This window comes from Caulobacter sp. GW821-FHT12F03 (genome assembly GCF_058806855.1).
Map to the genome: position 1 here is coordinate 142,221 of NZ_JBXAQC010000004.1, position 12,284 is coordinate 154,504.

A 12,284-nucleotide genomic window follows, 5' to 3' on the forward strand; every position below is an offset into this window, starting at 1 on the left:
CGCCCCATGAACGAACACATCGTCAGATCCTACGAAGACGAACTGAACCAGCTGGCCGCGGAGGTCGTCCGTATGGGCGGCCTGGCCGAGGCGCAGGTCAACGACTCGATCCAGGCCTTCGCCCGCCGCGACGTGCCGCTGGCCCAGGCGATGATCGGCCGCGACGGCAAGCTGGACGCGATGGAGGCCGAGATCGAGCGGGCCGCCATCCGCATGATCGCCCTGCGCCAGCCGATGGCCAACGACCTGCGCCGGACCATGGCGGCGATGAAGATCGCCATGAACCTGGAACGCTGCGGCGACCTGGCCAAGAACATCGGCAAGCGCACCCTGATCCTCGCCGAGGCCGAGCCCGCCGGGCCGGTCACCCGGTCGATCGAGCGGATGGGCAAGCTGGTCGCCTCGCGCCTGAAGGAAGTGATCGACGCGTACACCGCCTCGGAAGTCGATCGCGCGGTCTCCGTCTGGAGCCGCGACACCGAGGTCGACGAACACTACGAGAGCCTGTTCCGCGAACTGCTGACCTACATGATGGGCGACCCCCGCACGATCACGGCCGGGGCCCACCTGCTGTTCGTGGCCAAGAACCTCGAGCGGATCGGCGACCACGCGACCAACATCGCCGAGATCGTGCATTTCGAGATCACCGGCCAGGAAATCCTCTCCGAACGGCCGAAACTGGACACGCTGACGCCATGACGCCCACGGTTCTCGTGGTCGAGGACGAGGACGCCCTCGCCACCCTGCTGCAGTACAACCTCGAGAAGGAAGGCTATCGCGTGATCCACGCCGGCGACGGCGAGGAGGCGCTGATGCTGGTGCAGGAAGAGCTGCCCGACCTGGTGGTGCTCGACTGGATGCTGCCCAAGGTCTCGGGCATCGAGGTCTGCCGCCGCCTGCGCCAGCGTCCCGAGAGCCGCAACCTGCCGATCCTCATGCTGACCGCCCGGGGCGAGGAGAGCGACCGGGTGCGCGGCCTCGACACCGGCGCAGACGACTATGTCGTCAAACCCTTCGCCATGAGCGAGCTGACCGCCCGCATCCGCGCCGTGATGCGTCGCATCCGCCCCGGCCTGGCCGACGACCGCGTGACCTGCGGCGACATCGTCATGGACCGCGTCGCCCACCGGGTGAAGCGCGGCGGCGCCGAGGTGCACCTGGGGCCGACGGAGTTTCGCCTGCTCGACCATCTCATGCAGCACCCCGGCCGGGTGTTCAGCCGCGAACAGCTGCTCGACGCCGTCTGGGGCTCGGACGTCTATGTCGAGGCCCGCACGGTCGACGTGCACATCGGCCGCCTGCGCAAGGCGCTCAACGGCAAGGCCGACGCCGACCCGATCCGCACCGTGCGGTCGGCCGGCTACTCGCTGGATCTGGACGGGTAATGTCCGTCCCTCCCCTTCATGGGGAGGAAAGACCGCGAGGTCGTCAGGGCGGGGATGTGCAACGTAGGAACGGGCAGGTCCGGACAGTGTCCATCTCCCCCCACCCGGCCGGGGTTCGCCCGTCCACCCTCCCCATGAAGGGGAGGGAGGCATTCGCCAGCTTGACGCTGTTCTCCACCCGCGCATAACCCGGCCATGAACATTCTCCTCGTCGGATCGGGCGGGCGCGAACACGCGCTGGCCTGGAAGATCAAACAGTCGCCGCTGCTGACGCGGCTGGTCGCGGCGCCCGGCAACCCCGGCATCGCCGGCCTGTGCGAGACCCGTCCGGTGAAGGTCACCGATGTCGACGGACTGGTGGCCCTGGCGCAGGAGATCGCGGCGGACCTGGTGGTCGTGGGCCCCGAGTCGGCGCTGGAGGTCGGCCTCGCCGACCGGCTGAACGCGCTGGGCATTCCCTGCTTCGGCCCGACGGCCTCGGCCGCGCGGCTTGAGACGTCGAAGGCCTTCAGCAAGGACTTCCTCGCCCGCCACGCCATGCCGACGGCGGCCTATGGCGTGTTCGAGACACCCGACGCCGCCGCCGCCTTCCTCGACAGCCAGACCGCGCCATACGTGATCAAGGCCGACGGCCTGGCGGCCGGCAAGGGCGTGGTCATCGCCGAAACGCGGGCCGACGCCGACGCGGCCGTGGCCGACATGCTCGGCGGCCGCTTCGGCCAGGCCGGAGCCCGGGTGGTCATCGAGGAATTCATGCCGGGCGAAGAGGCGTCATTCTTCGCCCTGTGCGACGGCGAGACGGCCATTCCGTTCGGCTTCGCCCAGGACCACAAGCGCGCCTATGACGGCGACATGGGACCGAACACCGGCGGGATGGGCACCTATTCCCCCGCCCCGGTCCTGACAAACGATCTGGCGAAGCGGGCCTTTGACGAGTGCGTGCTGCCGGCGGTCCGGGGCATGGCGGCCGAGGGCAATCCCTATCGCGGCGTGCTGTACGCCGGCCTGATGCTGACCCCCACCGGTCCCCGGCTGGTCGAGTTCAACGCCCGGTTCGGCGATCCCGAGTGCCAGGTGCTGATGCTGCGGCTGGAGAGCGATCTTGTCCCCTACCTGCTGGCGGCCGCCACCGGGACGCTGGCCGACCAGCCGGCGCCGGCGTGGAAGACCGATCCGGCGATCTGCGTCGTGCTGGCCGCCGACGGCTATCCCGACAGTCCGGTCAGCGGCGCGGTCATCCGCGGCGCGGACGCCGCGCACGGCGACGCGGTGGTGTTTCACGCGGGCACGGTGCGGGACGCGGATGGAACGCTGCGCTCGTCCGGCGGACGGGTGCTCAACGTCTGCGCCACCGGGCCGACCCTGCAGGCCGCGCGGGACACGGCCTACGCCGCCGTCGACGCCATCGACTTCCCGGGCGGCTTCTGCCGCAGGGATATCGGCTGGCGGGCTCTGTAAGGCGCCGGCCCTATCGTTCTTGCGCCTGCCGCCGCAGACCCTAAACTCCCGGTCAAACAACTGTACGAAATTGGGGAGCCGCTTATGGCCGAGGCCGCCGCACCGACCGCTCAGGATCTGAACTCCGGGACCAAGCCGGTCGACGAGCGCCACCGGATCGACGAAGCGAAGCTGGCCGCCTGGCTGGAAGCCAACGTCGAGGGCTACGAGGGCCCGCTGGAGGTCCGTCAGTTCAAGGGCGGCCAGTCCAACCCGACCTACCAGCTGGTCACGCCGGCCAAACGTTACGTCCTGCGCCGCAAGCCGCCGGGCAAGCTGCTGCCGTCGGCCCACGCCGTCGACCGCGAGTTCAAGGTCATCTCGGCGCTCGGCAAGACCGGCTTCCCGGTGGCCCACGCCTACGCCCTGTGCACCGACGACGACGTCATCGGCACGATGTTCTACGTGATGGACAACGTCGAGGGGCGGATCCTCTGGGACCTGACCCTGCCCGACTACGCGCCAGCCGAACGCAACGCGATCTACAAGGCCAAGATCGGCACCCTGGCCGCCCTGCACAACACCGACTACGAGGCCATCGGCCTGGGCGACTACGGCCGGCCGGGCAACTATTTCGCCCGGCAGATCGACCGCTGGATCAAGCAGTACAAGGCCTCCGAGACGCAGGTCATCCCGGCGATGAACCGGCTGATGGAATTCCTGCCCACCACCACGCCCGGCGATGACCGGACCTCGATCGTCCATGGCGACTACCGCCTCGACAACATGGTGCTGCACCCGACCGAGCCGCGCGTCGTCGCCGTGCTGGACTGGGAGCTGTCGACCCTCGGCGACCCGATGGCCGACTTCTCCTACCTGCTGATGCACTGGGTCATGCCGGGCGCCGAGCGGGCGTCCCTGTCGGGTATCGCCGACCTCAAGGCCTGGGGCATCCCGACGGTCGAGGAGGCGGTCGAGCAATACTGCGGCCTGACCGGCCGCAGCGGCGTGCCGAACCTCGACTGGTACTTCGCCTACAACCTGTTCCGCCTGGCCGGGATCTGCCAGGGCATCGTCGGCCGGGTGCGCGACGGCACCGCCGCCAGCGCCCACGCCCAGACGATGGAAGCGCGCGTGCCGGCCCTGGCCGACGCGGCCCTGGCCTTCGCCATCAAGGCCGGCGCCTGATGCGCCGGGTCGGCGGACGGATCGTCGCCGGCGCCGTGCTGGCCGCGATCGCGGTCGGCGCGGGCCTGGGCCTGGCGCAGGCCCGCAGCACGCCGCCCCCGCCGCCGCTGACCTATGTCCAGGCCGGCCGGCTGCTGGCCGATCCGGCCACCGGCAAGGTCGAGACGCAACGCACCCTGGTCCTCCAGGAGGGAAAGGTGCTGCGGGTCGAGGACGGCTACACCACGGCCGAGGGCGCGAAGGTCATCGACCTGCGCGACAGCTTCGTCCTGCCGGGCCTGATCGACAGCCATGTCCACCTGACCAGCGAGCAGGGGCCCAATTCGCAGCTCGAGGACTACACCAAGAGCAAGTCCGACCTGGCGCTCGACGGCGCCTGGAACGGCCTGAAGACCCTGAAGGCCGGCTTCACCACGGTGGCCGATCTGGGCGCGCCGAACGAGTCGATCTTCGCCCTGCGCGCGGCCATCCGGACCGGCCGCATCCCGGGCCCGCGGATCATCGCCGCCGGCTCGCCGATCTCGGTCCACGGCGGTCACGGCGACCCGACCAACGGCATGCAGGAAGAGCTGGTCCATGTGTTCCGGCCGACCTCGGTCTGTTCGGGAGCCGACGACTGCCGCCGCGCGGTCCGCGAGCAGGTTCGCGCCGGCGCCGACATCATCAAGATCACCGCCACCGGCGGCGTGCTGTCCAACACCGCCGCGGGCCTCGGCCAGCAGTTCTCCGACGACGAGCTGAAGGCCATTGTCGAGACCGCCCATTCCATGGGCCGCAAGGTCACCGCCCACGCCCACGGGGTCGACGGCATCAACTCCTTCCTGCGGGCCGGCGGCGACTCGATCGAGCACGGCACCTATCTCGACGCGGAGTCGATCAAGCTGTTCAAGGCATCCGGCGCCTGGCTGGTCCCGACCCTGTCGGCCGGCGATTTCGCCGCGCGCGAGGCGGCGCGACCCAACACCTTCTTCACCCCCGCCCAGCGGGACAAGGCGCTGCTGGCCGGACCGCGCATGCTCGACATGGCCCGCCGGGCGCATGAGGGCGGCGTCAGGATCGCCTTCGGCACCGACACCGGCGTCTCGGCCCACGGCGACAACGCCGGCGAGTTCGCCCTGATGGTCAAGGCCGGTTTCACCCCGCTGGAGGCGATCCGCGCGGCGACCATCTGGGCCGCCGAGCACCTCGGCCTGCTGGACCAGATCGGCTCCCTGCTGCCGGGCAAACAGGCCGACCTGATCGCCGTGCGCGGCGACCCGCTGACCGACGTGACGTTGCTGACGAAGGTGTCCTTCGTGATGAAGGGCGGGGTCGTCTACAAGAGCGAGTAGTCCTCCCGAGGGGACATGCACTTCAGTGCGTGTCCCCCGCCGCTTCGGGGGCAAGCACGGGCGTGCGTGTCCCCAGCAGAGCGAGCACCTTCGCCTCATCCTCGAACCGCGCCCGCACCGGCCAGACCGCGGCCCGGTCGCGCCAGGCCGGCGGCAGGCGAACCCAGTCCTTCTCGGTGGTGACCAGACCCGCGCCATAGCGCGCGGCGACGTCATCCAGCAGGGCCAGGTCAGCGTCGCTGTAGGGATGGTGATCGGGGAAGCGGACGAAGTCCTTCAGGTCGCAGCCGGCCGCCTCCAGCGCGCGCTCGACCTTCCAGGGTTTGCCGATGCCGGCGAAGCCGACCTGCGGTCCGGCGGGCGGCGGGGCGGCGGGCTCCAGCCTGGCGATCAGCACCGGTCCCCCGGCGAAGAGGGCCATCAGCTCGGGGTCGGGCCGTTCCATGTCGGCCGGCAGCAGCATGATCACCGCGTCGGCCCGCGCCAGTCCGGCGGCCAGCGGCTCGCGCATCGGCCCGGCGGGAAATACCGCGCCGTCGCCGAACGGCCACTCGCCCTTGCGCGTCTCGCCGTCGACCACCACCAGCGACAGGGCCTTCTTCAGGCTGGGGTTCTGGTGGCCGTCGTCCATGACCAGCACCCGGGCGCCGCCCGCCCTGGCGGCGCGGGCGCCGGCGACCCGGTCGGGCGAGATCCACAGCGGGTAGTCGCGGGCCAGCATCAACGGCTCGTCGCCGACATCGGCGGCAGTGTGGACGGCGGGATCGACCCGCAGAGGACCCTTCAGCCGGCCGCCATAGCCGCGCGACAGGCCGTGGGCGGCGTCGCCCCGGTCGGTCAGCAGCCGCAGCAGCTCCCGCACCACCGGCGTCTTGCCCGTGCCGCCGACCGTGAGGTTGCCGACGCAGATGACCGGCAGGCCGGCGTCCTCGGGGACCGTGCGGGCGATGCGGCGGGCCGTGACGGCGGCCCAGATCCAGGACAGCGGCGTCAGCACAATGCGCGTCACCCGGCGCGGCGCGTCGGCCTTCACATACCACCAGCGCGGCGTCGACAGCTTCATGGCAGCAGCGGCTCCAGCTGCGCCCACAGGCGGTCGAGGACGCCGGCTTCCTTGTCCGCCGCGGCGCGGGCGGCCGCGCCTGTGCGCCGGCGGAGGTCCGCGTCGTCGAGCAGGCGGCCCAGCGCCGCGGTCAGCCCTGCCGGGTCGGCGCAGCTGACCCCGCCCTCGCCCAGCGCGGCGTAGACATCGAGCCAGTTGGCGTAGTGCTCGCCATGCACCACCGGCCGGTCGAGCCGCGCGGGCTCCAGCGGGTTGTGTCCGCCGATATCGGGCAGGAAGCTGCCGCCCAGCACGGCGATGTCGCCGAGCCGGAAGAACAGGCCCAGCTCCCCCAGGGTGTCGGCGATGTAGATGTCGGTCTCCGGCGTGAGCGGCTCGCCGGCCGACCGCAGGGCGATCGTCCGGTTGTGGGCCCGCAAGGCCGTGGCCAGCGCCGGGCCGCGCACAGGATGGCGCGGCACGATGACCAGCAGCGGGTAGCGACCGGTCGCCTCGACGGCGTCGGCGATCAGCGGGTCCTCGCCCGGATGGGTGCTGGCGGCCGTGACGATCAGCCGGTCGCCGGCCGCCGCCTTCAGCCGGGCCAGTTCGCCGTCATCGGCGGGCAGCGCCTCGCCGACCAGCTTGAGATTGACGTAGCCATCGACCCGCCCGCCGAGCGCCTTGAGCCGAAGGCCGGTGCGCACGTCCTGCGGCAGGATCAGGTCGAAGGCGCCCAGCATCGCGTGGGCCAGGCCGGGAAACCGCCGCCAGCCCCGGGCGCTCTGTTCGGTCATGCGCGCCGAGACCAGGGCCAGCCTGGCGCCGCGCGTCTTCGCCCCGAGCAGCAGGTTGGGCCACAGCTCGCTCTCGACGAACACCGCCAGATCGGGCTTCCAGTGATCAAGGAAGCCCGCGGCGGCGGCCGGTGTGTCAACCGGCACGTACTGGTGCAGCGCCCCGTCCGGCAGGCGCCGCGCCAGCAGGTCCGCGGAGGTCATGGTGCCGGAGGTCACCAGCACGGTGATGTCGGGCCTCTCCCGGCGCAGCCGCTCGACCACCGGCAGCAGCGAGACCGTCTCGCCGACGCTGGCGCCATGCAGCCAGACCAGCGGTCCGGCCGGACGGGCGCGCGGCGTGCGGCCCAGACGCTCGCCGAGACGGGCGGGGTCTTCCTTGCCGCGGCGGGCCCTTCCGCGAAGTATCGCGGGCACCGCGAGGCCCAGCACCGCCGTGGCGCCGCGATAGAGTTTCAGGGAGACCGCTCGCCGCACGCGCGCTCAGACCACGTCGGCAGGGGCGAGATGGCAGGCGTGACCGCCGGCGCCGGTCTCGATCTGAAGCGTCGCATGGCCGATGCGGAACCGGTCGTTCAGGGCGTCGGCCGTGTCGTGAAGGAAGCCGTCGGCGTCGGCGTTGTCCGGTCGGATCAGATGCACCGTCAGGGCCGTTTCCGTCGTGCTCATCGCCCAGATGTGCAGGTCGTGCACCTCGGTGACGCCCGGTCGCGCGGCCAGCCAGGCGCGGACGGCGTCCGGGTCAACCCCGCGCGGGGCCGCGTCGAGGGCCATGTCCAGCGAGTCGCCCAGCAGGCCCCAGGTTCCGGCGATGATCACCGCGGCGATGACCAGGCTGACGACGGGATCGATCCAGGTCCAGGCGGGCATGAACCAGATGACGGCCGCGGCCAGCACCACGCCCAGCGACACCGCCGCATCGGCGGCCATGTGCAGGAACGCGCCGCGCACGTTCAGGTCATGCTGGCCGCGCATGAACATCAGGGCCGTGGCCGTGTTGATGATCACCCCGACGATCGCCACCACCATGACTGGCCCGGGCGACAGCGGCTCGGGCGCGCCGAGGCGGCGGATGGCTTCCCAGAAGATCGCGCCCACCGCCACCAGCAGCAGGCCGGCGTTGGCCAGCGAGGCCAGGATGGTGCCCTTGCGCAGGCCGTAGCTGCGACGCGCCGTCGGCAGCTGCCTGGCCATCGCCGCCGCGCCCCAGGCCATCAGCAGGCCGAGCACGTCGGACAGGTTGTGGCCCGCGTCGGCCACCAGGGCGAGGGAATGGGTGATCAGGCCGGCCGCGGCCTCGACCACCACGAAGGCGATGTTCAGCCCGGCGCCGATGGCGAAGGCGCGGCCGAAATCGGCCGGCGCATGGCTGTGGCCGTGACCGTGCGCATGGCCGTGACCATGGCCATGATCGTGGCCATGATCATGGTCGTGGTGGTCGTGCTGATGACCGGGCGCGTCATGAGGCATGAGGGTCAGGGTCTCACTGCGCGCCGGCGCCGTCCACCAGCGCCTCGGCGCGGCGTTGCACGGCGGTCAGGCGGGCCGCCCACTGGGTGGTCATGACGTCGAGGTCGTCGCCCTTTCCGACCAGCGCCGGACCGTCCCAGACGATCACGCCGCGCGCGAAGGGCAGCGGGATGACCGTGCGGTCCCAGCTGCCGGCGCGCAGGCAGGGCCGGGTCGCCAGGCCGCAGAAAATCGCCGGCGCCCCGGTGATGCGAGCGACCGTCACGGCCCCGCCCTGCATGACCTCGGCCGGGCCGCGCGGGCCGTCCGGCGTGATGGCGATGCCGCCGCCGCCGCGCACCCACTTGGCCATTTCGCGCAGGGCCTGTTCGCCGTTCTTGTTCTTGTTCGGGTCCGAGGCCTTCTTCGACGAGCCGCGGATGGCGGGAAAGCCGATCTTCTGGACCGTCAGGGCGATGAATTCCCCGTCCGCCGACAGCGAGATCAGGGCGCGCATGTCCTGCCGGTTCGGGGCCTGCGGCCAGCACCGCGGCGCGAGCGGGATCTGGGCGTGCCAGAAGCAGAGGATCGCCCCGCCCCCGCTGGCCCAGACGGCCTCGGCCATCGCCCGGCCCTCGCTGGTCCAGCGGGTGGTGGCGTAGCAGAACCGCAACCAGGCGGCGAAGACGGTCGCCAGCGTCTGCTGCACGAAGGCGGAGCGGAAGAACGCCTTCACGCCTCGGTCTCCTCTGGGATGCTGTCGAGGTCCTGGGCCCGGGCCAGGCGCGCGTAGAGTCCGCGTTTGCGAACGAGGGTCGCGTGGGTTCCGGTCTCGACGACCTTGCCGCGCTCGATGACGTAGATGCGGTCGGCGTGCTTCACGGTCGACAGGCGGTGGGCGATGACGATCGTCGTGCGGCCGGCCATCAGGCGGTCGAGGGCCGCCTGCACCTGGGCTTCGCTCTCGGTGTCCAGTGCGCTGGTGGCCTCGTCGAGCAACAGGATCGGCGCGTTCTTGAGAAAGGCGCGGGCGATGGCGATGCGCTGGCGCTGGCCGCCGGACAGGCGCGTGGCGGCCTCGCCGACGACGGTGTCATAGCCGTCCGGCTGTTCGAGGATGAAGTCGTGGGCGGCGGCCCGGCGCGCGGCCTCCTCGATCTCGGCCTGGGTCGCCTCGGGCCGGGCGTAGGCGATGTTGGCCTTGATCGTGTCGTCGAACAGGAACGGCTCCTGGGTGACGAAGCCGATCCGCGCGCGCAGCGAGGCGACCGTCACGTCGCGGACGTCCGCCCCGTCGACAGTCACCCGCCCGCCGGTGGCGTCATAGAACCGCGGGATCAGCGACAGGACGGTGCTCTTGCCGCCGCCGGAAGGGCCGACCAGGGCGACCATCTCGCCGCGACGGGCCTCGAGGCTCACGTCGTCGAGGATGGGGCCCGTTTCGTCATAGGCGAAGGTCACGTGCTCAAGCCGGACCTCGCCGTCGCCGGTGGCCAGAACCCGTGCGCCCTCCGCCTCGCGGACCTCGGGCTCGACATCCAGGGCGGTGAACAGACGGCGGGCGGCCGTCATGCCCTCGGCGAACACGGTCTGCAGGTTGGCCAGCTGGCGCAGGTTCTGCCCGGCCATGCCCAGCAGGCCGAAGAAGGCCATGAAGTCGCCGGCGTTCATGTTGTGCCGCCAGCCGACGTAGACGAAGATTCCGGCGGTGACGAACACCGTCATGAGCTCGGTGACCGGCGCGGCCTGGGCCCGGGCGTTGGCCCCCTTGATGATGAACTTCTGACGCGCCGCGATGACTGCCGCGACCCGCGCCTCCTCGTAGGTTTCGCGGTTCTCCATCTTGACCACCCGGACCCCGTCCAGGCTTTCCATCAGGGCCGTCGAGAGATCGCTGGTCGCCGCCATGGCGCCCTTGGCCGCCTTCTTCGAGCGCTTGGAGAACCGCCGCATCAGACGGCCGGCGAACGGACCGACGAGGGCCACCAGGGCGGCCAGGATCGGGTCGCGCTCGATCATCGCGATCATGCAGCCGGTGACGATCAGGGCGCTCTGGGTCCAGTTGACCAGCCCGCTGGTGGCCGCCTCGCGGATCAGGGCCGCGTCGTACAGCACCTGCGAGACGAAGCTGCCCGAATGGGTCGCCCGCAGCCGCGCCAGGTCCGCCCGCATCATACGGCCGAACAGCTCCTGCTGGATGTCGCCGACCAGGCCATGGCCCATGGCGTTGACCAGCATCGCCTGGACGATCTGCGCCAGCGCCCGTCCGACGCCATAGGCGATGATGGTCAACGGGATGACGACGATCGCGCCGGGCTTGGGATACTTGCCGAGCAGGTCATTGACCGCCGGCTCGATCATCTGGGTCAGCAGCGTGCTGAGCACCGCGACGGCCGCGGCGCACAGCAGCGCGACGGTGACACCCTTCCAGCGGCGCTTGAGGTAGGCCTGCCAGACACGCCCCGCCAACTGGCGGTCGGTCATTTCAGCTGGCGCGGCGGCGGTCATGGAGTTGGGAATCGGCCTTGAAGACGTTTGCGTTCGGCGCGGAGAGCCCTACTTAGGACGCTCTTGCAGGGAGCGCCACTTGTCGCCGCGTTTCGACCTATCCACCGGCTGGGGCCGCTTCAAGGCCTACTGGCAATCCGTCTGGGGCGATCACGCCTTCCTGCGCGTGGGATTCTCCAACGCCCACTGGATCGGGCCGGACATGGTCCGGGCCGCCCAGCCCTGGCCGTTCCAGCTTCGCTGGTGGAAGCGCGACGGCATCAAGACGGTCATCAACCTGCGCGGCGGGTTCGACACCGGCTTCTATGTGCTTGAGCGCGAGGCCTGCGAACGGCTGGGCCTCAAGATGATCGACTTCACCATCACCTCGCGCGAGGTCCCTCGCCGCGAGACCGTGCTGGGCGCCCGCGACCTGTTCGCCAGCATCGAATACCCGGCGCTGATGCACTGCAAGTCGGGCGCGGACCGCGCTGGGATCATGAGCGTCTTCTACCGCCACTTCCACCTCGGCGAGCCGATTCGCGACGCGATGAGCGAGCTGGGCCTGCGCACCCTGCATGTGAAGCAGGGCAAGACCGGCGTGCTGGACTACGTCTTCGAGCGCTATCTGGAAGACGCCGAGCCCAAAGGCGTCAGCTTCATCGACTGGGTGCAGAGCGACGCCTACGACCGGGTGAAGATGAAGGAAGACTTCCAGGCCAGCTGGTGGGGCACGCTGCTGACCGACAAGCTGCTGCGCCGGGAATAATCAGTCCCAGTCGCCGCCGGCGACCAGCCGGGCGCGGGCGATGAAGACCACGGCCCCGACGAGGGCCGCGAGCAACGCATAGGCGAGGGTCTGGTACATGGGAGCCTCCCGTGGAGGCCCCCTCTCTAGCCGCGCCGCATGACGGTTCGGCGACGGCTAGTGCTGATGATCGTCGTCGTCGTTGGGATCCAGCAGCTTGTGGGCGTGGATGATGAAGTAGCGGGCGTGGGCGTTGTCCACGGTCGCCTGGGCCTTGGATTTCCAGGCCTTCCAGGCTTCGGCGTAGTTGGGGTAGGCGCCGACGAACTCGACCTTGCTGAGGTCGCGGAATTCGACGTCCTGGACGTCCTTCAGTTCGCCGCCAATCACGATGTGCAGCAGTTGTCTGTCCGGCATGTG

At 70.6% G+C, this 12,284-nt stretch carries 12 protein-coding genes; 6 read left to right on the forward strand and 6 right to left on the reverse strand.

Annotation, left to right across the window (positions count from 1 at the left end; translation table 11 throughout):
• The first annotated feature begins 6 nt into the window (after nucleotides 1-6).
• The 5 genes from phoU to AC1RN0_RS11925 all read left to right on the forward strand — a co-directional run bounded on the left by phoU (nucleotide 7) and on the right by AC1RN0_RS11925 (nucleotide 5,341).
• Nucleotides 7-699, forward strand: a complete 693-nt coding sequence (phoU, locus tag AC1RN0_RS11905; protein WP_492787648.1) for a phosphate signaling complex protein PhoU — start codon at nucleotides 7-9, stop codon at nucleotides 697-699.
• The gene (phoB, locus tag AC1RN0_RS11910; RefSeq protein ID WP_492787649.1) at nucleotides 696-1,385 is read left to right on the forward strand and encodes a phosphate regulon transcriptional regulator PhoB; all 690 of its coding nucleotides are present in this window, start codon (nucleotides 696-698) and stop codon (nucleotides 1,383-1,385) included. Before phoU ends, phoB begins: the two co-directional genes overlap by 4 nt.
• A 195-nt stretch (nucleotides 1,386-1,580) precedes the next feature.
• Complete coding sequence (purD, locus tag AC1RN0_RS11915) at nucleotides 1,581-2,843, forward strand: phosphoribosylamine--glycine ligase (protein WP_492787650.1); 1,263 nt, start codon at nucleotides 1,581-1,583, stop codon at nucleotides 2,841-2,843.
• A gap of 84 nt (nucleotides 2,844-2,927) precedes the next feature.
• Nucleotides 2,928-4,010 (forward strand): phosphotransferase, encoded by a 1,083-nt coding sequence (locus tag AC1RN0_RS11920; protein WP_492787651.1) that lies wholly within the window; start codon nucleotides 2,928-2,930, stop codon nucleotides 4,008-4,010.
• Complete coding sequence (locus AC1RN0_RS11925) at nucleotides 4,010-5,341, forward strand: metal-dependent hydrolase family protein (protein ID WP_492787652.1); 1,332 nt, start codon at nucleotides 4,010-4,012, stop codon at nucleotides 5,339-5,341. The genes AC1RN0_RS11920 and AC1RN0_RS11925 overlap by 1 nt, the downstream gene beginning before the upstream one ends.
• Nucleotides 5,342-5,363: 22 nt before the next feature.
• On the opposite strand, the gene lpxK is transcribed toward AC1RN0_RS11925, so the two are convergent.
• Genes lpxK through AC1RN0_RS11950 form a run of 5 tightly spaced genes read right to left on the reverse strand, consistent with a single transcriptional unit; the run spans nucleotide 5,364 to nucleotide 11,137 of the window.
• A complete protein-coding gene (gene lpxK / locus AC1RN0_RS11930; RefSeq protein ID WP_492787653.1) occupies nucleotides 5,364-6,404 on the reverse strand; it encodes a tetraacyldisaccharide 4'-kinase in 1,041 nt (346 codons plus the stop codon).
• Nucleotides 6,401-7,657, reverse strand: coding sequence for a 3-deoxy-D-manno-octulosonic acid transferase (locus AC1RN0_RS11935; RefSeq protein ID WP_492787654.1), 1,257 nt, complete (start codon nucleotides 7,655-7,657; stop codon nucleotides 6,401-6,403). Before AC1RN0_RS11935 ends, lpxK begins: the two co-directional genes overlap by 4 nt.
• A 6-nt stretch (nucleotides 7,658-7,663) precedes the next feature.
• On the reverse strand, nucleotides 7,664-8,650 hold the full coding sequence (locus AC1RN0_RS11940) for a cation diffusion facilitator family transporter (RefSeq protein WP_492787655.1): 987 nt from the start codon (nucleotides 8,648-8,650) through the stop codon (nucleotides 7,664-7,666).
• A 13-nt stretch (nucleotides 8,651-8,663) separates the two neighbouring features.
• Complete coding sequence (locus tag AC1RN0_RS11945; RefSeq protein ID WP_492787656.1) at nucleotides 8,664-9,365, reverse strand: lysophospholipid acyltransferase family protein; 702 nt, start codon at nucleotides 9,363-9,365, stop codon at nucleotides 8,664-8,666.
• Nucleotides 9,362-11,137, reverse strand: a complete 1,776-nt coding sequence (locus tag AC1RN0_RS11950; protein ID WP_492787657.1) for an ABC transporter ATP-binding protein — start codon at nucleotides 11,135-11,137, stop codon at nucleotides 9,362-9,364. Before AC1RN0_RS11950 ends, AC1RN0_RS11945 begins: the two co-directional genes overlap by 4 nt.
• A gap of 79 nt (nucleotides 11,138-11,216) precedes the next feature.
• Between AC1RN0_RS11950 and AC1RN0_RS11955 the strand changes: the two genes are divergently transcribed.
• Entirely contained in the window at nucleotides 11,217-11,885 is a 669-nt protein-coding gene (locus AC1RN0_RS11955; protein WP_492787658.1) for a fused DSP-PTPase phosphatase/NAD kinase-like protein, read from the forward strand.
• Between the two features lie 156 nt (nucleotides 11,886-12,041).
• On the opposite strand, the gene AC1RN0_RS11960 is transcribed toward AC1RN0_RS11955, so the two are convergent.
• On the reverse strand, nucleotides 12,042-12,281 hold the full coding sequence (locus tag AC1RN0_RS11960) for a DUF4170 domain-containing protein (protein ID WP_492787659.1): 240 nt from the start codon (nucleotides 12,279-12,281) through the stop codon (nucleotides 12,042-12,044).
• Between the last annotated feature and the right edge of the window lie 3 nt (nucleotides 12,282-12,284).